Source organism: Bradyrhizobium sp. HKCCYLS20291 (genome assembly GCF_051167715.1).
Taxonomy (GTDB): domain Bacteria; phylum Pseudomonadota; class Alphaproteobacteria; order Rhizobiales; family Xanthobacteraceae; genus Bradyrhizobium.
This window is the reverse complement of the sequence record NZ_JBNPTO010000005.1, coordinates 451,545-473,110: the sequence shown is the minus strand read 5'-3', so window position 1 is coordinate 473,110 and position 21,566 is coordinate 451,545. Positions and strand designations below refer to the sequence as shown.

Annotated in this window: 20 protein-coding genes and 1 tRNA gene; 7 read left to right on the top strand and 14 right to left on the bottom strand. The window is 64.9% G+C overall.

From position 1 onward, the window contains the following. Positions 1–76: 76 nt before the first annotated feature. Positions 77–232 (top strand): hypothetical protein, encoded by a 156-nt coding sequence (locus ACQR07_RS15090; protein ID WP_434869515.1) that lies wholly within the window; start codon positions 77–79, stop codon positions 230–232. 84 nt (positions 233–316) lie between these two features. Here the strand turns inward: ACQR07_RS15090 and ACQR07_RS15085 are convergent, their stop codons facing one another. The 12 genes from ACQR07_RS15085 to ACQR07_RS15030 form a co-directional block, all read right to left on the bottom strand. Beyond that, positions 317–1,678 carry a sigma-54-dependent transcriptional regulator gene (locus ACQR07_RS15085; protein ID WP_434903052.1) on the bottom strand — a complete coding sequence of 454 codons (1,362 nt, stop codon included), beginning with the start codon at positions 1,676–1,678 and terminating at the stop codon, positions 317–319. Next, positions 1,675–3,441, bottom strand: coding sequence for a sensor histidine kinase (locus tag ACQR07_RS15080; RefSeq protein WP_434903051.1), 1,767 nt, complete (start codon positions 3,439–3,441; stop codon positions 1,675–1,677). Before ACQR07_RS15080 ends, ACQR07_RS15085 begins: the two co-directional genes overlap by 4 nt. A 111-nt stretch (positions 3,442–3,552) precedes the next feature. Next, the gene (locus tag ACQR07_RS15075; protein ID WP_434903050.1) at positions 3,553–4,884 is read right to left on the bottom strand and encodes an MFS transporter; all 1,332 of its coding nucleotides are present in this window, start codon (positions 4,882–4,884) and stop codon (positions 3,553–3,555) included. Positions 4,885–5,353: 469 nt separating this feature from the next. Then, on the bottom strand, positions 5,354–5,737 hold the full coding sequence (locus ACQR07_RS15070) for a hypothetical protein (RefSeq protein WP_434903049.1): 384 nt from the start codon (positions 5,735–5,737) through the stop codon (positions 5,354–5,356). A 55-nt stretch (positions 5,738–5,792) separates the two neighbouring features. After that, on the bottom strand, positions 5,793–7,169 hold the full coding sequence (flbD, locus tag ACQR07_RS15065) for a sigma-54-dependent transcriptional regulator FlbD (protein WP_434903048.1): 1,377 nt from the start codon (positions 7,167–7,169) through the stop codon (positions 5,793–5,795). Between the two features lie 53 nt (positions 7,170–7,222). Further along, on the bottom strand, positions 7,223–7,570 hold the full coding sequence (fliN, locus tag ACQR07_RS15060) for a flagellar motor switch protein FliN (protein ID WP_434869518.1): 348 nt from the start codon (positions 7,568–7,570) through the stop codon (positions 7,223–7,225). Positions 7,571–7,599: 29 nt separating this feature from the next. Further along, on the bottom strand, positions 7,600–8,217 hold the full coding sequence (locus ACQR07_RS15055; protein ID WP_434903047.1) for a FliH/SctL family protein: 618 nt from the start codon (positions 8,215–8,217) through the stop codon (positions 7,600–7,602). Beyond that, entirely contained in the window at positions 8,217–9,305 is a 1,089-nt protein-coding gene (gene fliG, locus ACQR07_RS15050) for a flagellar motor switch protein FliG (RefSeq protein WP_434903046.1), read from the bottom strand. Before fliG ends, ACQR07_RS15055 begins: the two co-directional genes overlap by 1 nt. A gap of 42 nt (positions 9,306–9,347) precedes the next feature. After that, positions 9,348–10,949: a flagellar basal-body MS-ring/collar protein FliF gene (gene fliF, locus ACQR07_RS15045; RefSeq protein WP_434903045.1), complete on the bottom strand. Its 1,602-nt coding sequence runs from the start codon at positions 10,947–10,949 to the stop codon at positions 9,348–9,350. A gap of 335 nt (positions 10,950–11,284) precedes the next feature. Then, entirely contained in the window at positions 11,285–11,560 is a 276-nt protein-coding gene (locus ACQR07_RS15040; RefSeq protein WP_002714638.1) for a DUF1153 domain-containing protein, read from the bottom strand. 271 nt (positions 11,561–11,831) lie between these two features. Then, positions 11,832–12,530 (bottom strand): flagellar hook assembly protein FlgD, encoded by a 699-nt coding sequence (locus tag ACQR07_RS15035; protein ID WP_434903044.1) that lies wholly within the window; start codon positions 12,528–12,530, stop codon positions 11,832–11,834. Positions 12,531–12,542: 12 nt separating this feature from the next. Beyond that, positions 12,543–14,159 carry a flagellar hook-length control protein FliK gene (locus ACQR07_RS15030; RefSeq protein WP_434903082.1) on the bottom strand — a complete coding sequence of 539 codons (1,617 nt, stop codon included), beginning with the start codon at positions 14,157–14,159 and terminating at the stop codon, positions 12,543–12,545. A 359-nt stretch (positions 14,160–14,518) separates the two neighbouring features. On the opposite strand from ACQR07_RS15030, the gene mnmA reads away from it, so the two are divergent. The 4 genes from mnmA to ACQR07_RS15010 all read left to right on the top strand — a co-directional run bounded on the left by mnmA (position 14,519) and on the right by ACQR07_RS15010 (position 17,103). Next, entirely contained in the window at positions 14,519–15,715 is a 1,197-nt protein-coding gene (mnmA, locus tag ACQR07_RS15025; protein ID WP_434903043.1) for a tRNA 2-thiouridine(34) synthase MnmA, read from the top strand. A 28-nt stretch (positions 15,716–15,743) separates the two neighbouring features. Beyond that, the gene (locus tag ACQR07_RS15020; protein WP_434903042.1) at positions 15,744–16,379 is read left to right on the top strand and encodes a class I SAM-dependent methyltransferase; all 636 of its coding nucleotides are present in this window, start codon (positions 15,744–15,746) and stop codon (positions 16,377–16,379) included. A gap of 65 nt (positions 16,380–16,444) precedes the next feature. After that, positions 16,445–16,795: a hypothetical protein gene (locus ACQR07_RS15015; RefSeq protein WP_434903041.1), complete on the top strand. Its 351-nt coding sequence runs from the start codon at positions 16,445–16,447 to the stop codon at positions 16,793–16,795. A gap of 231 nt (positions 16,796–17,026) precedes the next feature. Then, positions 17,027–17,103, top strand: a tRNA-Met gene (locus ACQR07_RS15010). Positions 17,104–18,035: 932 nt separating this feature from the next. Here the strand turns inward: ACQR07_RS15010 and ACQR07_RS15005 are convergent. Beyond that, on the bottom strand, positions 18,036–18,182 hold the full coding sequence (locus ACQR07_RS15005) for a hypothetical protein (RefSeq protein ID WP_434903040.1): 147 nt from the start codon (positions 18,180–18,182) through the stop codon (positions 18,036–18,038). Between the two features lie 83 nt (positions 18,183–18,265). Between ACQR07_RS15005 and ACQR07_RS15000 the strand changes: the two genes are divergently transcribed. Continuing rightward, positions 18,266–19,699, top strand: coding sequence for a hypothetical protein (locus ACQR07_RS15000; RefSeq protein ID WP_434903039.1), 1,434 nt, complete (start codon positions 18,266–18,268; stop codon positions 19,697–19,699). Positions 19,700–20,036: 337 nt separating this feature from the next. Here the strand turns inward: ACQR07_RS15000 and ACQR07_RS14995 are convergent, their stop codons facing one another. Then, positions 20,037–20,309 carry a hypothetical protein gene (locus ACQR07_RS14995; protein ID WP_434903038.1) on the bottom strand — a complete coding sequence of 91 codons (273 nt, stop codon included), beginning with the start codon at positions 20,307–20,309 and terminating at the stop codon, positions 20,037–20,039. A gap of 708 nt (positions 20,310–21,017) precedes the next feature. Between ACQR07_RS14995 and ACQR07_RS14990 the strand changes: the two genes are divergently transcribed. Beyond that, a complete protein-coding gene (locus ACQR07_RS14990) occupies positions 21,018–21,512 on the top strand; it encodes a hypothetical protein (RefSeq protein ID WP_434903037.1) in 495 nt (164 codons plus the stop codon). Positions 21,513–21,566 lie beyond the last annotated feature (54 nt).

The following is a 21,566-nucleotide window of genomic DNA, read 5'->3' as shown; positions in this document are numbered from 1 at the left end:
CTGAAGACAGCCGCGACGCTGGCGTCGGTCCGCAAGACGCCGTACAAGCACGCCGTCGGCCTCGGCAGCGGAAATCATGAATCGGATCGGAACCTGGGCTCTCTACGCGATCGGCACGGTGGCGATGCTCTATCTCGCGCTCTATGCCTATGCGGTGCTGACGCAGCGCGAGTTCACGCCGGGCGATCCGATCCACATCTTCCGCAATCCCGAGGCGCCGAACTATTCGTAGCGCGCCGCTGCTAACTAAATTGGCGCGCGAGCGATCGAGCCTTTTGCCCCACCGGCAGTTCTCGCGACGACCGGCTTCAGGACCTTACGGCTGATCGCCGGCACCAGACGGTTTTCGGGCAATCCCGAGGCGGCGCATCTTTTCGTTGAGTGTCCGGCGAGGCACCTGCAAAGCCTCCAGCGCCTTGGATACCGAGCCGTCGGCGCGTTGCAGGGCGGTGAGGATCAGGCGGCGCTCGTAGTCGTCGAGCATTTGTTCGAGGCCTGCCGAGACGGTCTGCTCCGACGCGACGTCGCGCTGGATTCGCAGGCCAAGACCCATCCCGTAGCGTTCGGCGACCGACCTGAGCTCGCGCACATTGCCGGGCCAAGCATACTCGAAAATCGCCGCTATCGCCGCTGCCGGCAGTTCAGGCTCCGGCTTTCCGGCGGCGTCGGCGGCCAGCCGCGCATAGTGCCGGAACAGCAGGAGCAGATCGTCGCCGCGCCGACGCAGCGGCGGGACCTCGATCTCGTATCCGGCAAGACGGTAGAACAGGTCTGCCCGGAACTGGCCGGCTTCGGCGGCCTTGCGCAGGTCCGACTTGGTTGCGCTGATGACGCGGATGTCGATGCTGATGGACTTGTTGCCGCCGACGCGCTCGATCGCGCGCTCCTGAAGCGCGCGCAGGAGCTTGCCCTGCGCGGCCAGCGGCATGCTTTCGATTTCATCGAGAAACAATGTTCCGCCATTGGCGAATTCGAACTTTCCGATGCGGACGCTGCTTGCCCCGGTAAAGGCGCCGGGTTCGTGTCCGAACAGTTCGCTTTCGACGATGTCGGCGGGAATGGCGGCGCAGTTGATGGCGACGAAGGGCTTGGTGTGGCGCGGCCCGCAAGCATGCAGCGCGCGCGCCACGACCTCCTTGCCCGCGCCGGTCTCGCCGGCGATCAGGACGTCGAGCGGCGCCGAAAGGAGAGACCGGATCTCGGCCTGCAATCGGACCATGTCGAACGACGTGCCCATCAGGCGGGCTGATACGCAGTCGTCGCCCTTAAGCTGCTGCTCGGCTGCGTGCAACCTGCGTTGCAGACGGGCCTGCCTGGCCGCGTTCCGAAGCGTGACGACCAGCCGGTCCGGGTCATAGGGCTTCTCGATGAAGTCGTAGGCGCCGGCGCGCGTCGCCTGCACCGCCTGCGGGACATCGCCGTGCCCGGTGAGGATCACTACCGGCAGGTCGGGCTTGTTCTCCCGAACATGGGCCAGCAGCTGCATGCCGTCCTGGCCCGGCATGCGCAGGTCGGTGAGGACGACGTCGAACTCCTGCCGATCGATCTCGGCGACCGCAGCGCCGACGGCGCCCGCGGTCCTCACCTCGAACCCGGACAGGCCGAGCCATTGTTCGAGGCTGCCGAGAAGCACCTCGTCGTCGTCGACCAGCAGCGCTCTTCCGTTGAATTCGCTCATGCGATGTTCCGTTCGGCTCCCTTCGCCCGCGGAAAGACGGCGCGGAAGCGCGTCTCGCCGGCGTCGGAGCGTTCGTACTGAATCGAGCCGCCATGCTCCTTGACGATGGAATAGGCGATGGAAAGGCCAAGACCCAGTCCGCGACCCGGCTCCTTCGTCGTGAAGAAGGGATCGAAGAGCCGCCCGCTGGCGGCAGCGGGCACGCCGGGGCCGCGGTCGCCGACGATCAGGACAACCTGCTCGTCCAGTGTTTCGACGGCAATGACGATGAGGCGATCTGCCTGGCCGGACACCGCGTCGATCGCGTTCTGCAGAAGATTGAGCACGACCTGCTCGATGCGGGCGGCGTCTCCGAACATCCAGGCGCGCGACAGCGGCTCGAACTCGATCTCGACATGCTCGTCGACGAGCCTGAATTTCAGCAGCTCGAGCACTTGGCCCACGCAGACCCCGAGATCGATCGTCTCGAACTTGCGATCGTCCTGCCGGGCGAGCCGTTTCAGATTTGCGGTCAGTCCGCTCAGCTTCTGGATTGCGCGATCCATGACGGACAGGTTCGCCGTCGCGCTCGCGAGATCATTGCGCTCCAGCAGCAGCCGCGTGGCGGAGACATAGGTTCGAAGTGCCGCCAAGGGCTGGTTGACCTCATGCGCAAGGCCCGAGAACGCCTCACCCATGGCCGCGAGCTTGGCCGTCTGGACGAGTTCGTCGCGCGCGCGATGGAGTTCCGCATCGGTCCGCCTGCGTTCCTCGACCTCCTGTTCGAGCCGTCCCAGCGCGCTCGCGAGGGCGGCGGTTCGCTCCGCGACGGTGCTCTCCAGCACCACCAGCGCGTGGCGCTCCGCCAGCACGCGCGCCCGGCGCTGCCACAGAACGATCAGAGAGAGCCACAGCGCGAGACCGGTCGTGAACACGATGGCGGCGGCCGCTACGGGCTGAAGCCGGCGGCCGTCTGATGGTATGATGGTGATCATGCGCCATGACGTCGATGCGATCGGCCCGGACGCGCTGAGATCCGCATCCAGCAGCTTTGCCTCGATGACGGCGCCGATCGGATTTGTCGCATAGCGCCGCTCGCCGTCGAGCCGTGCGCGGGCGTCGCTGGGCAGCGGTTGGACCGGCCGATACTTCACGAGCTTGTCGTTGGTCAGGAAGACGACGCCGTCCTGATCCGTCACGAGTACGGTCTCGCTGCCCTTTGCCCAGCTCTCCTCGAGCTCGGAGAAGTCGATCTTCACGACGAGCACGCCCGCCGGCTTCTCGTCCAGGGGACGGGCGATGCGAGACGACATGAAGTAGCCGGGCAAGCCGGTCGTGACGCCGACGCCGTAATACTGGCCTCGGCCCGAGCTCATCGCCTCGTGGAAATAGGGGCGGAAGCTGTAGTCGTGGCCGACGAAGCTTCCCGCGTCGCGCCAGTTGCTCGCAGCAATCGCGATGCCGCGGTCGTCGAGAAGAAAGAGAGCGGCAGCGCCGACGCCTTTTGCCGCGCGTTCCAGAAACGTGTTGGCCGCGGCGACAAGAGGCTGGCTGGCCGGATCCTGCAGAACCGCGATGACCGGCGAGCCAGCCGAAGCCAGGTCCGGAATGCCGCTGAACCGGTCGATCGTATCGTGCAGCGTGTCCGACAGAATGGAGAGGCGCTCGTTCGCGCGAACGCGTGCCGCTCGCAGGCTCGCGTCGTCCGCTGCCTTGTAGGCAAAGGCGGCCAGCAATGCCTGCAGCCCGAGTATGCCGAGCAGGAGCGTTCGCCGGTTCTTCATTCAGTGCGTCCGCAAGGCGCTTACTCCGATCGGCAGAAGCCTGCGCCGTCCCGGGACCTCTATCCGGCGACGATCGCCCGCCTGCAAGCGAGCAGGCGGGCGATCGCCTTATCACACATGCCGTTCCATGGCGCTGTCGTGCTTCGTGTCCCGCATGCCGGCATAGACCAGGAACGACAAGAAGATCACACCGGTCAGGTACCAGTAGTACCAGTCGGCATGGCCGATGTCCTGCATCTTCAACGCCACCCAGTCGGCCGTGCCGCCAAAGGTTGCGACCGTGATGGCGTAGGGAAGGCCAACGCCCATGGCACGGATGTTGGTGGGGAACAGTTCGGCCTTCACCACCGCGTTGATCGAGGTGTAGCCGGCCACGATCATCCAGGCCGCGCAGACCACGGCGAAGGCGACCCAGGCGTCGGTGACGCCCTGGAGAAACTTCAGGAGCGGATAGGTGCAGAGCGTGCCGAGAATGCCGAACATCATCAGCAGGGGACGCCGGCCGACCTTGTCCGATATCGCGCCGTAGATCGGCTGCAGCAGCGTAGCGAACAGCAGCGACCCGAACACGACCGCCGTCGTCTGGTCGTCGGTGAGCTTGACCTGCAGCTTGAGGATCTTCTGCATGGTCGTCGTGTAGGTGTAGAACGCCGTCGTGCCGCCCATGGTCAGGCCGATCACGAGCAGCACTTCCTTGGGATGCCGCAGCAGCGCGCGCAGCGAGCCAGCTTTCGTGGCGGCCGACTTCGCCGCCTGGAAGTGATCGGTCTCGTGCATGTTGGAACGCATCACGTAGGCGATGACGGCCAGCACTGCGCCGATGAAGAACGGAATGCGCCAGCCCCAGGTCTTGAGCTGGTCGGGCGTGAGCAGCACTTTCTGAAGCAACAGCAGCACCAGGATGGCGGTGAGCTGTCCGCCGATCAACGTGACGTACTGAAAGCTCGAATAGAACCCTCGCCGTTTGGGATCAGCCATCTCCGAAAGATAGGTCGCGCTCGCACCATATTCGCCACCGAGCGACAGCCCCTGCAGCATGCGTGCAATCACGAGAATGATCGGCGCGGCGATGCCGATGGTCGCGTAGCTCGGCGTCATCGCGATCACCAGCGACCCGAAACACATGAGCAGGACCGAGATCGTCAACGAATTCTTGCGGCCGTGATGGTCCGCGAGATAGCCGAACAGCCAGCCGCCGATGGGGCGCATGACGAAGCCGATGGCGAACACCGCGGCCGCGGAGAGCTGTTCCGCCACGGGATCGCTCTTGGGAAAGAACGACCCGGCAAAGTAGAGGGCGAACGCCGAATAGGCGTAGAAGTCGTACCATTCGACGAGATTTCCGACTGATCCGATCAGGATCGCCTTGATGCGACGTCCCATGTCCGAATAGTCGATCGAGCCCGTTTCCGTCTCGACGTGTGGCGTTCCGATAACCGACATAGATGATCCTCCCTCCGCTGTGCTTCGCCGCGGTTCGGGTCGACGGTCAGCAAGCGCCGGGCCAAGTCGTCGCATCGGGGGATATGTCAGATATGTCTCATATTTCAATCGGTTGGGAATTCCGCACTTCGGGAATGGCTGGAGCCGTCGGCGAACAATTGCCGTTCGCAATGATGAATTGGCAGGAATTGGCCTAGAAGTACCCGCTCCGTAGGAGGTCAACCGACTGCCGCCGATTGTCGCCCAATTTAGATCTCGCGCGGAAGATCCTCGCTCGTCCAGCGCCGAAAGCGGCCCATAGGCCAGCGCCTGCTCGACGCAGCGCTCGACTGTCTGATAGTGCCCTTGCAACCGCACACCCCGACCGCGAAGAACAAGGGGCTCCTCCCGGGAGGCGAGGAAATCCGAACCGACGCGACGGAAGCGCCACCCATGTCTTAGCTGACATGTCTTAGCTGACGTCTCTTGGCTAACGTCGCGTCGGCGTCTCGCGGACCCATGGATCGGTCGACTGACTGCAATCCTGCAGTTGCATCCAATCCCGGGTCAGAAACCGCACGCGGCAGCGGCGCCAGACGGTGGTCCGTGTCTTGCCGTCCGGCGAGGTCTCGACGTCGGACAACGATAGCATCGGCGTCCGCCAGCGATAGCGGCGCTCGTTGTCCCAGCCGTCGCATCCGCCGGCGCCGCAGGCGAGCGTCCGCGAGATCAATTTGCCTCTGCGGGCGAAGCACCAGCTGCGCGCGCCCCATTCCTCGCCCGACGTTGGCTGCACCAGCGGCGCGTGCGAGGTCTGCTCCCAGCAGCCGGTCAGCCGGCCGAGCGATTCGGCGCCCTTCGCTGAAACGACCAACGGCGCGCTGAGGAGCAGCGCGCCGCCGAGAATGTTGCGGATCAGGGCTGGCGGACTACACCGTGCTCGGCACCCGCGGGTCGCCCGCGCCCGGCGGCGGAATCGGCACGCCGCCGTCGGCATATTCGTTGAGCTTGTTGCGCAACGTGCGGATCGAGATGCCCAGAATGTTGGCCGCATGTGTCCGGTTGCCCAGGCAGTGCTTCAAGGTTTCCAGGATCAGGTCGCGCTCGACGTCGGCGACCGTGCGGCCGACGAGCGCCCGCGTGACCTGCTCCGCCGCCATCGTAGCATGGGCCACGGCCGGCTGGGTCTTGCTGATGTCGAGGCGCGCGCCGTCGGGCGTGAGGATCGCATCCGGCCCGATCTCGTCGCCCTGCGCCATCAGCACGGCGCGATGCATCGTGTTCTCCAGCTCGCGGACGTTGCCCGGCCAGCGATTGCTGGTCAGGATGCGCTTGGCTTCCGCCGAGATCGGTCGCAGCGGCACGGCATTGGCCTCGGAATATTTGCGCGCGAAGTGCTGAGCCAGTTCGAGAATGTCGGCCGGGCGCTCGCGCAACGGCGGGATCTTCAGGTTCACGACGTTGAGCCGGAACAGCAGGTCCTCGCGGAATGTGCCTTCGCGCACGGCGTCGGCGAGATTGCGGTTCGAGGTCGCGATGATGCGGATGTCGACCGGCACCGGGCGGGTGCCGCCGACGCGGTCGATCACGCGCTCCTGGATCGCGCGCAACAGCTTCGACTGCAGCCGCACGTCCATCTCGGAGATTTCGTCGAGCAGCAGGGTGCCGCCATTGGCCTCCTCGAACTTGCCGATGCGGCGCGCCACCGCGCCGGTGAAGGCACCCTTCTCGTGGCCGAACAGCTCGGATTCCAGGAGATGCTCGGGGATCGCGGCGCAGTTGATCGAGATGAAGGGACGCTTGGCGCGGGCCGAGCGGGTGTGGACGTAGCGCGCCAGCACCTCCTTGCCGGTGCCGGACTCGCCGGTGATCATCACCGAGGCGTCGGAGCCGGCGATCTGCTGCGCGAGCTTGATCACCTTGGCCATCGCGTCGTCGCGATAGACGAGGTCGCGGCTGTCGTTGGCCACGGCGGCCAGCACGGCCGCGATCAGCTCGGGATCCGGCGGCAGCGGAATGTATTCCTTGGCGCCGGCATGGATGGCGGCGACCGCGGCGCGAGCATCACTGGTGATGCCGCAGGCGACGATCGGCACGTGGATGTGCTCGGTGTCGAGCCGCATCACCAGGTCGCGGATGTCGAGGGCGACGTCGACCAGCATGAGGTCGGCCCCCTTGCCCCCGCGCAGCACCCGCATGGCCTGCTCGTTGTCCTCGGCATGAGTCACGGTGGCGCCGTTCTCCATGGCGATCTTGGTGGCCGCGGTCAGCTGGCCCTTCAGCGTTCCGACGATGAGAAGCCGCATGTTCGTCTCCTATTCGCTGGCGCCGCTCTCGATCAGCGCGCCGGTCATGTCTGTCAGTTGCGGTCGGACTTGATGATTTCCGTCATCGTCACGCCGAGCTTGTCCTCGACCAGCACGACCTCGCCGCGGGCCACGAGCCGGTTGTTGACGTAGATGTCGATGGCTTCGCCGACCTTGCGGTCGAGCTCGAGCACCGTGCCCGGTCCGAGCTTCAAGAGCTCGCCGACGTCCATCTTGGAGCGGCCGAGCACGGCCGAGACCTGGACCGGCACGTCGAACACGGCCTCCAGGTCGGCCGCGATGCGAGCGGCGTGCTCCTCCTCGTTGTAGCCGACGTCGCCGGTGATCGGCGGGGCATCGGCGGAATTGAGGTCGGGAAGCGGGATCTCGTTGTCGCTCATGACTTAACTCCCTCGGCCACGGCTGCGGCCTAGCTATTCCTGGACGCCATGTAGCGTCCGACCAGTTCGTTGACCTTGGCATCGATGGCGGCGCGATCCAGCACGACGCCGCCGTCGGCCCATTCGATCCGGCAGTCTCCGGTCGCGATCTCCGGCTCGGCCAGGATCACGAGGCGCCCCTCGAAGCCGCTCTGCTTGGCGAGCTTCTCGATCTTCTCGTGGGCGAGTTCGTAGAGCGAGTCGTTGATGCGCAGCACGAGATGCGGTGTCGCCACCAGATGAGCGAAACAGTCGTGCACCAGGCCGGTGATCTCGCCGAGCGGCTCGGCGGCAACCAGGGCAGCGCACAGCTTGCGGGCGACGGCCACCGCGACGTCCACGGCCTCCGTCTCCATCCGCGCCTCGATGCCGGAGAAGCGCGCGGTGATGCCCTGCAGCTGGATGTTGATCTGCTCCAGCGCCGCGGCGACGCGGCGGTCGGCCTCGACCTTGGCTTCGCGCTGCGCCGCCTCGTAGCCGTTGCGGTAGGCGGCGGCCTCGGCGGCTGCGACCTTCTGTGCGATCTCCGCGGTCGTCGCCGCGCGCTCGCGGGTCTTTTCCGGCGCGGCAAAGTCGGTATCGAACAGGAACTTCGCTGGCTGAGCCATCAATACACCAGTTCGTCGTCGGCGCGGTTCTTGCTGAGCATGATCTCGCCCTTGGCGGCGAGGTCCTTGGCGAGGTTGACGAGCAGGGCCTGCGCCTCGTCGACGTCGCGCAGGCGCACCGGTCCCATCGCGGCCATGTCGTCCTGCAGCATCTTGGCGGCGCGGGAGGACATGTTGCCGAAGAAGAAGTTGCGCACCTCCTCGTTGGCGCTCTTCAGCGCCACGCCGAGCTTGTCCTTGTCGACGTTGCGCAGCAGCGTCTGGGCGGAAGCGGAGTCGAGCTTGATCAGGTCGTCGAAGGTGAACATCAGCGCCTTGATGCGCTCGGCGGATTCGCGATTCTCTTCTTCCAGCGAGGTGATGAAGCGGGTTTCGGTCTGGCGGTCGAAATTGTTGAAGATCTCGGCCATCACCTCGTGAGCGTCGCGGCGGCGGGTCTGCGACAGGTTCGACATGAACTCGACGCGCAGGGTCTGCTCGACGCGCTCGATGACCTCCTTCTGCACGGCCTCCATGCGCAGCATGCGGCCGATGACGTCGAGCGCCATGTCCTCCGGCAGGATCGCGAGCACGCGCGCCGCATGCTCCGGCTTCAGCTTGGACAGCACGACCGCGATGGTCTGCGGGTACTCGTTCTTGAGATAGTTCGCCAGCACCTCCTCCTGAACGTTGGAGAGCTTCTCCCACATGTTGCGGCCGGCAGGGCCGCGGATCTCGTCCATGATGCCGGTGACGCGCTCGGCCGGTAGGTACTGCTGCAACAGCCGCTCGGTGGCGTCGAAATTGCCCATCAGCGCGCCCGAGGCCGACATGCGCGAGACGAATTCCAGCATCAGGTCCTCGACGACGTCGGCCTCGACGGTGCCGAGCGTCGACATCGCCAGCGACAATTCGCGCACCTCGTCATCGTCGAGCTGCTGCCAGATCTTGCCGCCGTACTGTTCGCCGAGCGCGAGCATCATCACGGCTGCGCGGCGCGGGCCGGACAAGGGCTCGCTCTTCTCGCGGCCGGCCTGGCGGCTCGCGAGCGTCGCGATGACGGTGGAGATGTCGTTGGCGTTGGCGTTCTGCGTCTGCGGGAGCGACATGCGATTACGTTCTTCTCAGTTCAGATGGTTCACGTCGTTGGATCAGTTCTGCGGCTCGGCGAGCCACTGGCGGATGATGGCGGCGGCTTCACCCGGGTTGCGATCGGCCAGTTCGCCCACCCGGTGAACGGACTGGGCGTGAACCTGGCCTTGCACCTGGGCGACGTCGATCATGTTTGCGGTCTGCTGCGCATGGGCCTGCGTCTGCGCGGTCTCGTCGGTGAGGGCCGGCGTCGTGGCGTTCATCGCTGCGGCGACCTCGTCGGTGGAGATGATCTTCTTCACCAGCGGACGGACCACCATGAACACCACGACGATGCCGAGCAGCATCATCACGGCGAGCTCGATGACGTACATCACGTCATCCTTGGTGAAGTGGAGCATGCCGAGGAAGCCGGTGGGCTCGTTGATCTGCGGCACGGTCGGGGCGTCGGCGAATTTCAGGTTGACCACCTCGACCTGGTCGCCGCGCTTCTGGTCGAAGCCGATTGCGGAGCGGACCAGCGCCGCAATGCGATCGAGTTCGTCCTTGCCGCGCTCTTTGTAGACCAGCTCACCCTTCTCGTTCTTGGTGTAGGCGCCGTCGACCAGGACCGCGACCGAGATGCGATTGACCCGGCCCGCCTCGGTGACTTCGGTCTTGGTGGTGCGGGAGATCTCGTAATTGTTGGTCTCTTCGGTCTTCTTGCTCTGGTCCTTGGGCTGCTGCTGCCCCTGGTTCTGCTGGGCGCCGGGCAATTCGTTGTTGACCGTGACCTGACCGTTATTCTCCGAGGTGGCCGACTGCTCTTCGCGGGTCTGGCTCGACCTGAGCACCCGGCCTTCGGGATCGTAGCGGTCCGAGGTCTGGGTGATGCGATTGAAGTCGAAATCGGCCGAGAGCTGGACGCGGGCGCGGCCCGATCCGACCACCGAGGACACGATGTCCTCGACCTGCTTGCGCATCCGCTTCTCGAAGGCGCTCCGGCGCTCGTCGCCGACCTGCTGGTCGATGTCGGTCTGGGTACCGTCGGCGAGCAGCTGTCCGGCCTCGTCGACGATCGACACCCGCTGCGGCTTGAGGCCGTTCACGGCCGAGGCGACGAGGTGGCGGATGGCGCGAATTTGGTTGGCTTCGAGGGCGCCGCGCACGCGCACGACGATCGAGGCCGACGGCTCCGGGGTCTCGCGCGAGAACAGCGGCCGCTCGGGGAGAACCAGGTGGACGCGGGCTTGTTGAACGCGGTCGATGGCGCGGATGGTGCGGGCGAGCTCGCCCTCGAGCGCCCGCAGATGGTTGATGTTCTGAACGAAGCTCGTGGTGCCCAGCGCGTCCGACTTGTCGAAGATCTCGTAGCCGACGCCGCCGCCCTTGGGCAGGCCGCCCTCGGCGAGCTTCATGCGCAGCCGGGTCACCTTGTCCTTCGGAACCAGGATCACGCTGCCTTCATTGCGGATCTCGAACGGAATGCCCTGGCGTTCCAGGTCTTTGATAATGCTGGAGGAGTCGTCCATGCTGAGGTCGGTGAACAGGGTCGTCAGCTGCGGCGCCGTCACGCGCATGATGACGAAGCCGAAGAAGCCGATCAAAGCGGCGGTGACCGCCAGCATGGCGGTGAGCCGCGCGGCGCCCAAACTCTTCAGGAAGTCCAAGAGACCTTGCAAGCAACTGCCCCATAGTTCGGCATTCGACGGGTGGCTGCTGAAGGTGATTTGAGCTTCGCGGGTCTTTAAGACCGGTTGCAGAGATCGCGAAATTCAATCCTTAAACCCTCGCCGGCACCCGCATTCCAGGTGGCGATCCGGTTTCAGCCTGGCTGCCGCGGTGTGGCGGACACGTCGCGCAGGTTGAATCGAACCACTGGGCAATTATTGCCTATGGGAAGGTTTCGATATGGTTAACGACGGTTAATGGGTCCTAACAAAGTGTCGACATGCAAAAAATCGGCTTGGCGGAGCCAAGCCGATTTTCGAAGAATTCCGGTCGCGTCGTTAACGCTTTATTGGCGATATTGCTGAATTCGGGTGGTGCGCAGGCCGGCGAGACCATGCTGGTCGATCGAGAACTGCCACGACAGGAATTCGTCGACGGTCAGGGTGTAGCGACTGCACGCTTCTTCGAGGGACAACAATCCGCCGCGGACCGCGGCAACGACTTCGGCCTTGCGGCGTATGACCCACCTCTTGGTGCCTGGCGCAGGCAAATCCGCGATGGTGAGCGGGCTGCCGTCAGGCCCGATGACGTATTTCACCCTCGGGCGATGGGGTTCTGTCATGGCGTACTCACAAACTCTTAACCACTGAACTCACGGTAAGAACCTACGCCGCCTCGCTTAAAATTTGCCTAAGCAAAGGGCGCGAATGCGGTTCTCGGCGCAAATGCCAGCGCTCCCGGCGCCAAACGGCTCCGGGAGCGAAAACGTGGTAAATGATAGGTTAAGAATTTCCGGCGCTTACGCCGATGTGTCGCCGTCTTGGCTGAGCTTGATGTTCAAGCTCAGCCGCAAATGTATCCGCAGTCTTAAGTGCGGCGCGCCGTCTTAACGGCTAGTTAACGATCCGCTGGATCTGGTTCATGGTGTAGGTCTGGCCGCCGATCGACAGCATCGGCGGCTGCTGGGTCAGGTCGACCGACGAGACGGTGCCCTGGACCTGGGTCGAGACCGCCACCGGTTGGCCCGAGTTGTCCTTGGCGGTGATGGTGAGCTTGTACTGGCCGTCCGGCCACTGGGTGCCGTCGCTGCCCTGGCCGTTCCAGGTGTAGGGCTGGTTGTCGCCGGCGGTGCCGTTGTAGGTGCCGCTGAAGACGGTCTGGCCGACGCTGTTGGTGATCGTCGCCGTCATCGTGCAGTCCTTGGGGATGCTGACGTTCCAGTCGGCCTTGCCGCTGGCAAGCGCCGTCTGGGAGCCGTTGACGACCGCGGTCTTGCCGACGAAGGCCAGCGCCTGGGTGGCCTGCGTGGTCTGCTGCAGCGTGAGCAGGGAGGCCAGCTGGTCGTTTGTCTTCAGCTGCTGCTCGACGCCGGCGAACTGCACCAGCTGCTGGGTGAACTGGTTGGTGTCCAGCGGATCGAGCGGGTTCTGGTTCTGCAGCTGCGTCGTCAGCAGCGTCAGGAAGGTCTGGAAATTGCCCGCGATGGTCGACCCCGCGGTCGTGCCCATGCTGCCGGTGGATGTGGTGCTGGTGGTGGTCTTGGTCGTGCCCGAGACTGCCGGGCTTGCCGTGATTGCGTCACCAATTGCCATGGAAGCCTCCTGTTACACCCTGATGTCTACGCCGCCCTGCGCGCCGAACATCCGTCCATAGGACCGGCCGGCGAGCTGGACCGGGACGTTTTCGTCCTCGGTCACGATCAGGCGTTGCGAGTTGCCATTCTGTTGATAGTCGCCGCCGTTCTGGCTGGACGAGTTCTGGTCACGAAGCGAGAATTGCAGCCCGCTGTTATTGCTCTTGAGACCGGCGTCCTGCAGCGCCTGCTGCAGCTGCGGCGCGGTCTGCTGCAGCATCGCCAGCGTCTCCGGCTTTTCGACCCGCAGATGCGAGGTGACCTGGCCGTTGCGGTCGACATCGATGCGGACGTCGATGCGGCCGAGCTCGGCTGGATCGAGCCTGATCTCGAAGCGGCTCTTGCCGTTGAGCGCTGACGCCGCGATCTCGACCGCGAGGCCGTGCAGCGGCACGGCAGCCGCCGTTGCCGCGGTCGCGGTCAGGTTGGCCGCGGTGAGCTGGCTGGCCGATGTGGTCGGCGTCGACAGTTGCGGCTGCGGCGCGGCGACGGCCTGCGCGGCCGGATCGGGAGCCGGAACGTTGTTCTGGGGGCCGGCCTGAACGGTATTGCGCTCGTGCGAGGCGGGCGCCGGCGCGTTGCCGGTGGCCTTGGCGGCTTCGGCCCCTTCCACCGTCTCAGACTTGGCGGCAGTGGCAGGGGGCGGGGTCAGGCCGGAATGATTCGTCTGCTGCGGGCCCTGCAGATTGCCGGCGCCATGCTGCGGCGTCTTGCCGGCGTCGGCGGCGGTAACGCCGGATTTCGCCGGCGTGCCCGGCTTGCCGGCTGCCTTGGCTGCGCCCGGAGTGGCCGAATCGAGTGTGGCGGTGAAGGTCTGATCGGGCGAGGCCGATGCTTCGCCGGACGCGGTGGCTGCCGTATCGGCGCCCGCCGCAGTCGTGGTCGCCGTCGCAGTTTTCTCGTCGGGTGTCTTGCTGGCGCCAGTCGCTTTCGCCGCTGCGGCCATCAGGCCGGCGGCGGCGTCGACGGTGCCCTGCTGGATCGGGGTGGCGGTTCCGACCGGCGCGGCTGCAGTCGGCGCAGTCGAGAGGCCGTCGCCATTTGCCGCTGCACCGCCGGTCGCGGGGCTGGCCAGCGTGATGTCTGTGGGGATCGCGACCGCGACCGGCGCCAAGGTCGCCTGATCGACTGCGGCCTGCGCCGCAGCCGTGGCATCGGCGCCGCTCTGGTCGCCGTCCTTGTTGCCGGCAGACTTGGCGTCTGCGGTGTTGCCGTCGGTGCCGTCCGGCCTGTCGGTTGTGGCCTTGGCCGATTTGTCAGCCGTGCCCGTCGCATCGGACGCGGCGCTGTCGTTGCGTGAGGCGCTGCCGTCAGCCTTGTCGGCGGTGTTGTCCTGGCCGCTATCCTGAGCCCTGGACGGGCTGTTGCGGTCGGCGTCGGCGCGCGCGGGCGCGCGGCCGGCATCCGGCGCGCTGCTGCGCGGCGCCGGCGAAGCCGGCGGCGGTGTGCTCGAACTCTCCGGCGGCGTCGCGGCATCGACCAGCGCCGAGAAGCTGTCGGACGGCGGCGGCGCGTCCGAACGGGACGGCTTCGGCGTGGCTGTCCGCAGGGTCGTACCGGTCTGGATGTCTGACGTGACGCTGAACACCTTGGAACCTCTCGCAATGAACTCGACGAGGCAGGTCAGCAAGGAGCGGGCCAAGCGTGGCGAATCTTAAAACTGTTGCAACTTCAATCGGTTGTTCGGACGTCGGTTGAACCGGGGCGCGGCCTCGCCCCCGCTTTTTCTGCCCGGCCGGCAAGATTTGCCGTCGAGGTCCGCGGCTAGCGCGATTGCTTCGCAGGATGCGCACCTATATTAAAGATGTCAGCTTCTTGCGCCGTTTTCCGATCAGGCAGGCTTGCCCGGAAGATCGCGGGAGGCAAGCCATCCGCAAACACGGCGCATGCGGGGTGTTCCCACACCGGGAACCTTCGGCCTGATGCCGCGATCGCAGTGACCTGATCATGCTCAACAGTCTCGATCTCGAAGGCCGGCCTGAAGACACCAGGGTCGTCGTCGCCATGTCCGGTGGCGTGGACTCGTCGGTCACGGCCGCGCTGTTGAAGTCGGAAGGTTACGACGTCGTCGGCATTACCCTGCAGCTCTACGATCATGGCGCGGCGACCCACCGCAAGGGCGCCTGCTGCGCCGGCCAGGACATTCACGACGCCCGCAACGTCGCCGAGCGGCTCGGTATCCCGCACTATGTGCTGGACTACGAGGATCGCTTCCGCGAGTCGGTGATCGACAATTTCGCCGCCAGCTACGCCTCGGGCGAGACGCCGGTGCCGTGCATCGAATGCAACCGCGCCATCAAGTTCGGCGATCTCCTGAAGACCGCGCGCGAGCTCGGCGCCTCCGTGCTCGCGACCGGCCATTATGTCGCCTCGCGCGGGCTGTCGAACGGATCGCGTGCGCTGGTCTGCGCCGCCGATTCCGATCGCGACCAGAGCTATTTCCTGTTCGCGACGACGCGCGAGCAGCTCGATTACTTACGCTTTCCGCTCGGCGACATGACCAAGCCGGAGGTGCGCGAGCTGGCGCGCCGCTTCGGCCTGGAGGTCGCCGACAAGCACGACAGCCAGGACATCTGCTTCGTGCCGACCGGCCGCTACACCGACATCATCGGCAAGCTGCGCCCGAACGCGATGGAGCCCGGCGAGATCGTCGATCTCAATGGCCGCGTGCTCGGCACGCATCAGGGCATCGCCAACTACACGATCGGCCAGCGCAAGGGGCTCGGCATCGCCGCGGGCGCGCCGCTCTATGTGGTCAAGCTCGACGTTGCGACCCGCCGCATCGTGGTCGGTCCGCGCGAGGCGCTGCGCACGCATCGCATCACGCTGCGCGAGGTCAACTGGATCGGCGACGGCGCGCTGGATGCCGCCGCCCGCGACGGTCTCGAACTGTTCGTGCGCGTGCGCTCGACCCGTGCGCCGCAGCCGGCCTGGCTGCGCGGCGCCGATGGTCATTATGAAGTCGAACTGGTCGGCGGCGAGGAGGGCGTTTCGCCCGGCCAGGCCTGCGTGTTCTACGAAGCCGCCTCCGGCCGCGCCCGCGTGCTCGGCGGCGGCTTCATCCAGAGCGCTGTTGCGGAGAGCAGCAGCGCCGGCGGCAACGCCATCCGGCCGCAGCGCGTGGCCGAGCCGGTTCGCGGCTGATCAGCATCCATCAATTCAGGGCAGGGGCATGGGGGACATCGACCGCGCGGGGGTCGAAAAGGCCTACGAGCGCTGGGCGCCGATCTATGATCTGGTGTTCGGCAAGGTCTTCGATCAGGGGCGCCAATCGACCATCGCGGAAGCCGATCGCATCGGCGGCCGCATTCTCGACGTCGGTGTCGGCACCGGCCTGTCGCTGTCGGACTATGCCCGCACCACCAGGATCTGCGGCGTCGACATCTCCGAGCCGATGTTGCGGCGGGCGCAGGCGCGGGTGCGCGAGCTGAAGCTGTTCAACGTCGAGACGCTCGCGGTGATGGATGCGAAGCATCTCGCTTTTCCCAACGACTTCTTCGATGCCGTGGTCGCGCAATATGTGATCACGGCGGTGCCGGATCCCGAAGCGACGCTGGATGATTTCGTCCGCGTGCTCAAGCCGGGTGGCGAACTGATCCTGGTCAACCACATCGGCGCCGAGAGCGGGCCGCGGCGGATCTTCGAGCTGGCCTTCGCGCCAATCGCGCGCCGGCTCGGCTGGCGGCCGGAGTTCCCGTGGGCGCGGCTGGTGAACTGGGCAGCGAAACACGGCGGCGTCACGCTGGCCGAACGCCGGCCGATGCCGCCGCTCGGGCATTTCTCGCTGATCCGCTATCGCAAGGGCTGATCGGCGGATTGCGGCTGCGCCGCTTCGGCGCGGGAACGCCCGCGCCGGCCCCGCGTTGCCCCGCCATGAGCATCAAGCAATCCTTGTTTCTCTCCTTCGTGCTGGCATCGGCCTCAGCCGCAGCCCACGCCCAGGCGCCGCCAACCCCGGCCACCCCGCCACAGGCGACGGCGCCGGCTCCCGATGCGAATGCGGCCTGCGCACCGAACGAGCGTGCGACGCCGACGCCCGACGGCATCACCACTGGCCGCGCCGGCGAGCCGCTGGGCGACAAGCTCGCCAAGACCAACGGCGTGCTGTGTCCGCCGAGCGGGGTCGATTCCGAGATGCATGCGCCGACCCCAGAGGGCGGCACCACGCCGGTGATCCCGCCGCCCGGTAGCCCCGGCGGCAATCCCAACGTGCAACCGAAATAGGATAATTCGCCGCAGGAGATTCGGGCTGTGGCTGACCACACGCGACGAATGCCGTTCCGCCGCGTGCGGTTGTGTCCGCAACGTGTTGACGAGTCGGACAGAAATCCCGCTGTCGGAAAACCTCTGGCGGCTGCGAGCCATGCTTGACAGCAACCGAGCCGGCTCCTTATATGCCGCCCGTTCGCAAGGCCCACCGCGCACGTCGCTGGACTCTCCTTGATCGGACACCGTGGCGGGGTAGCTCAGCTGGTTAGAGCACGGGAATCATAATCCTGGGGTCGGGGGTTCGAGTCCCTCCCCCGCTACCACCTTTCCCCACACTCCCTTCACGCTGCTTGGGTATGCCTCCCCGCCAATCAGCGAGTTGAGACGGCCTGCAATCTCGACACATACCCCGCCCGGGCGTGTGTCATCTCGCAACACCGTCACCGTCTCCACAAGATCTCGGATTGCTTCGGCAGCCTCATCGTCACCTGCGCTCACACCTTTGCCGAGCGCACTCTCGAGCCGCATCAACTGCTCTTCGTATCGCCTTAGAATGACGGGGTGGAGCGCGATCGGCTGCGGGGCAGGGAGCTGGCTTTGCAGCTCAGCCATAATCCGCTTCCGATCGGCATCCAGAGCCGTGGACCGCGGGCCGAGAACCGAAGGATCTCCATACCCCTTGGCAATGGCGTCAACCAGCCGATCGATCTCGCGGTTCAGTTGCCCGAGTTGCTGTTCCAATCGCCCTCTGTTAGCGCTGGCTGAAGCTGCCAACCGCTTCCTCTCCTCCAGGTAAGTCGTCACATACTCCGCAATCACCTTCGGCGAGCGCATTTCGGTACGCAGACCGCCAAGAACCGCCCGCTCGATCGAGTCGAGGTAGAAAGTCTTCGCGTCAGAACAGGTGCCGCTTTCCTTCGCTGCGATCTCGCGTTCATGATCTTCCCTCGCCGCTATCCGAGCAAGTGCGAGTGCGAGACGCAAGATCGCTCTATCTGGAGTCGCCGGCAAGTACCATTTGTGATCACGGGTCCGCACGGTCGTGCTCCAGGATGTTGCACGCGTAAGGAGCCCCGTCGTCTTCGGCGGGGCACACCTCGCAAATATCGACCGCGCTGATCATGCCCCACGGTTATCCTAACGGAGTAGGCGAGAGGAATGGTTGCCCAGATCGAGCCGTAAAGCTGGATGCAACAGCGAAGAAAAAGAAGTTCAGTTCTGCAGCATGATGGCCGGGACGGGGGTGCCCGCCACCTCACAGACCGCCTCGTGATGCCAGCAGCTGATCGCCCAACAGCAAAGCCTCGCCGATCACGAGGCCCGCGTGCGCCAACTCGAGCGCGGCCCGACGTTGCGTCAGTAATTTTCCGTCGTCATGGCCGAGCTTGGCCCAGCCATCCATTCGCGTTGCCGCGGCGGGCCGATATGATACAACTTCGTGTGTTGGGGCGTGGGGACGTGTTGACGATGGTGTCTGCAGGGAAGATGCCGCTCTCTGTTTGTTGGCCCCGTGGCATTTGTTTTGCGGCATTGCTGCTCGGGTTCGTGCTGTCGAGCGGTACGTCGTTTGCAGCCGCGCCGGCGGCGATCAAGCCGGCTGCGATGACGAAGCCCGCCACACAGCTCAAGCTCGCCGCGCGTCCCGCGCGACCATCGTCCCGCGCTGCCCACGCTCCGGCTAGATCAGCTCGGCCTGGCGATGGCCTCCATCGTCTGCGCGATGCCGATGGTGCTCCCCCTGGTCTATTTCACGGCCTCGTGCCGATTTCGTTTGCCCTCGTCAGAGGCTCCGCCGATGCCTGTGGTGCTGGTTGCGACAGCTGGATCGCGGCCGAGGGCACGATCGACCCCGGCGCGGCGGCGCGTTTCCGCAAGTTCATGAAGCAGATCGGTAACCGTAAGCTGCCGATCTACTTCAATTCTCTGGGCGGCATTCTCGAGCAGGCGCTCGCCATCGGCACCCTTCTGCGCGAGCGCGAGGCCGTGGTTCGCATCGGCCGCACCACCTTGCGCGAGTGCGGCTTCGAGGCCCAGGACGGCGAGACCTGCACCAGGCTCAAGCAGTCCGGGCGTGAGCTGCACGGTGAGGTCTGGACGCGCGGGACGATGTGCAACTCGGCCTGTCCCTACCTGATCCTGGGCGCGCCGAGCCGCGAGATCGCCCCGGACGCAACGCTCGCGGTGCATTCGCCGCGCGTCATGAACTTCACCGGCGGCTCGCTGACCTACGAGGTGCGCGCACAGCCGATGCAGCAGGCCATGGCGCGATTGGACCGGATGGTGCTCGACTATATCAGCAAGCTCGGCGCGGATCCGCGCCTATGGACCGTGTCGCGCTCAGTTCCCTTCGAGGGCATGCGCAACTTGACGCGCGAGGAGATCGCGAGCTTTGCGCTCGATCGGCGCGAGCGGATCGAGAGCCCCTGGATGTTCGAGGCGGCCAATCGCGGCGTCGCCTCCAAGACCATTCTCGTCCGCAAGGAAGGCGAGGCGTCGTTCCGCGCCACGCGCTTTCAGCTCGTTTGCTTCAATCAGGACCGTTTCGAGCTTGATGTCGAGCGCAATGCGCCCGCCGGCGCCGGATCTGCATCGCTGGCGCTGGTGAGCCGGGAGGTCCGGTTGAACTTCCTCTCGCCGCCGCGCCGATCAGACAGCCGTGAAACGTGGGGCGTGTTGCTCGACTTCGGCCAGGCGCGGGCGCTGGCGACGTCGGCTGCCGAATTGGTCGAGGGCCCATCGAACGTCGCGCGTGCAGACGACGCGACGTTCCCGGTCGACGGCGACGGCCTGCAGAACGCCCTGAAGTTGCTGCTGGACACCTGCCCGCCGCCCAAAACGGCTCCGCAGCCTGTCGTCTCACCCGTGCCCTGGCAGCAGATTCCGTGGCCCCAAGCCTTCGCCGCTCACCCCCTGCGCTGACCGGTGATACGGGAATGCGTGCGTTAGCGATATGTTAGGCGAAGGGGATGTAATGCATGCCATGAGACATTTGCATGCAAATGCATGAGCCAATTTGCTAATGAAGCAGCTTTGGGTCAATCGCGTCGCCTCGGATCGGGTAGGATCGCTTCTGGTCTCCAGCGAAAAGCTGACCTGCCGTTTGCTTCGCCTTTCTGATCAGAACAGTCCCACTCACAAGAAGCCATAGGCGTGCCGAAGCCGAAGAGCCGAGCCGCGCGAGGTCCAGTCAAGGCTGGTGAGCCGGCTTCGCCCGCCGCGCTTAGGCGCATGCTGCGCCTTTGCTGCCGAAACTGTCTCACTTCGTGCTCGCTCGATTACGCCGCCAGTCGGACCGGCCCGACGTTCGCTCATCTCCAATCTCAAGCTGAATTGCGCTTAGAAGCTGCGCAATAGCTTCACGAGTAGTGTGTCTCAGTCGCATCTTTGCGCTCCTTACCGCCTCGACGAGTCCTTGGATCCGCTGTTCGACCTTCATCAACTCGTCGCGCCAGCGATCAGCGCTGGCGCGCCGCTCGCGGTTCAGCCGGTTCGGCTCTTCAGCGTAGGCGCGCATGGCTTCGACGCCCAAGTCGAACTATGCCGATCGTCAATACCGGCGGAAGGCCGCCTGACAACGGCACCAGCCAGAGCATCGGATCGTGGGAGCCACTGAGTAGTTCAAGCACCGGGACCAATGATCATCAGACGACCCATCGCCAGAGGTTCGTGAGCGAAAGGCCGTCTGCTCGCCGAGCAGCATCATGCAGATACAGCTAATCCGGCGGTCGCAAGCCTCGCGAATACACCCATCTCTCGATACGAACCGAAAGATCGTCCCGCTGCGACTTGCCGAGAGGTGGTCCTGATCGCTGCTTCTGCAAAGCTTTCCGCCGAATCCTTTTCGTCCACGCGGAGATTCGATCGTGAATTGGCACGGACTGACTTAGACGCCATAGCAACATTTGTCCCCCCAACTTGGCTGTCCATATCATATAGATCACAGCCAGCCATGAGCTTCTATTCCGACTTTGTGCATTTTTGTCTGAGGTGGAGAGTGCAGAGGCGGAAATGTAAAGCCAAATTTATCAGTGAGGCTGATAGTTATTTGATTGTCAGCGCGAAGGGGCCCTCGAGCCCAACAAATCTGCACAGAACTACGAACCATCGAATTTGCAACGGGATATACTGATGAAGCCGTTGACCAGCAACCGATCCGCGCGACGATCTTGATTTGACGCAAAGTCGGCGGCGTACGTTGAAGCCAGAATTTTACGGGGACTAAGATGGAAATATCTCGATGAGAATAAAATACGCATGCGCCTCGCTTCATTCGTGCGAATTGCGCGCCAATGCACGCAATGCAAATGGTAAGACGATGGTCTGCAAGGCCATCATCCGCTCGATGATGGCGAGTCTCGTTCTTATCATGTGCGTCTCGGCCGCGCAGGCGGCGCACAAGGCACGAAAAGAAGCGAGCCAGAACGTCCCAACCGAGTCACGGCGTAGTCCGCCGAGGTCCCACGTCGGTGATGTCGAGCCGGCGGGAGTTGACAACGGGACGATCACATATTGGGAGGCTCAAGCACGAAGGAACCAGGTCCGTCAGGAGCTGGCGGTCCATATTCGCTATACGGATATCGAAGCTGGGATGATTGTGCAGCCAGAAACGGAATTGTCTGCAGACCAGGTACTCTGTATCGAGGCGAAGACGGACTACAACATCCGTGCCAGTAATCAACGTCGTCGAGCGCGACCGGCGAGGTGCTTCTTATGCCGCCTTGCCGTGCTGTAAAGCGCAGTTGTGAACTGCGAGTGTCTCTCGGGCCTGACCGGAGAGTTCAATGAA

Excerpts from the sequence above, each read along its gene's own strand:
- ACQR07_RS15075 (WP_434903050.1), bottom strand. The coding sequence starts at position 4,884 with ATGTCGGTTATCGGAACGCCACACGTCGAGACGGAAACGGGCTCGATC.
- ACQR07_RS15055 (WP_434903047.1), bottom strand. The coding sequence starts at position 8,217 with ATGGCTCAGCCAGCGAAGTTCCTGTTCGATACCGACTTTGCCGCGCCG.
- ACQR07_RS15080 (WP_434903051.1), bottom strand. The coding sequence starts at position 3,441 with ATGAAGAACCGGCGAACGCTCCTGCTCGGCATACTCGGGCTGCAGGCA.
- ACQR07_RS15090 (WP_434869515.1), top strand. The coding sequence starts at position 77 with ATGAATCGGATCGGAACCTGGGCTCTCTACGCGATCGGCACGGTGGCG.
- ACQR07_RS15035 (WP_434903044.1), bottom strand. The coding sequence starts at position 12,530 with ATGGCAATTGGTGACGCAATCACGGCAAGCCCGGCAGTCTCGGGCACG.
- ACQR07_RS15020 (WP_434903042.1), top strand. The coding sequence starts at position 15,744 with ATGGGGGACATCGACCGCGCGGGGGTCGAAAAGGCCTACGAGCGCTGG.
- flbD (WP_434903048.1), bottom strand. The coding sequence starts at position 7,169 with ATGCGGCTTCTCATCGTCGGAACGCTGAAGGGCCAGCTGACCGCGGCC.
- ACQR07_RS15005 (WP_434903040.1), bottom strand. The coding sequence starts at position 18,182 with ATGGATGGCTGGGCCAAGCTCGGCCATGACGACGGAAAATTACTGACG.
- mnmA (WP_434903043.1), top strand. The coding sequence starts at position 14,519 with ATGCTCAACAGTCTCGATCTCGAAGGCCGGCCTGAAGACACCAGGGTC.
- fliG (WP_434903046.1), bottom strand. The coding sequence starts at position 9,305 with ATGTCGCTCCCGCAGACGCAGAACGCCAACGCCAACGACATCTCCACC.
- fliN (WP_434869518.1), bottom strand. The coding sequence starts at position 7,570 with ATGAGCGACAACGAGATCCCGCTTCCCGACCTCAATTCCGCCGATGCC.
- ACQR07_RS15085 (WP_434903052.1), bottom strand. The coding sequence starts at position 1,678 with ATGAGCGAATTCAACGGAAGAGCGCTGCTGGTCGACGACGACGAGGTG.
- ACQR07_RS15040 (WP_002714638.1), bottom strand. The coding sequence starts at position 11,560 with ATGACAGAACCCCATCGCCCGAGGGTGAAATACGTCATCGGGCCTGAC.
- ACQR07_RS15000 (WP_434903039.1), top strand. The coding sequence starts at position 18,266 with ATGCCGCTCTCTGTTTGTTGGCCCCGTGGCATTTGTTTTGCGGCATTG.
- ACQR07_RS14990 (WP_434903037.1), top strand. The coding sequence starts at position 21,018 with ATGAGAATAAAATACGCATGCGCCTCGCTTCATTCGTGCGAATTGCGC.
- ACQR07_RS15015 (WP_434903041.1), top strand. The coding sequence starts at position 16,445 with ATGAGCATCAAGCAATCCTTGTTTCTCTCCTTCGTGCTGGCATCGGCC.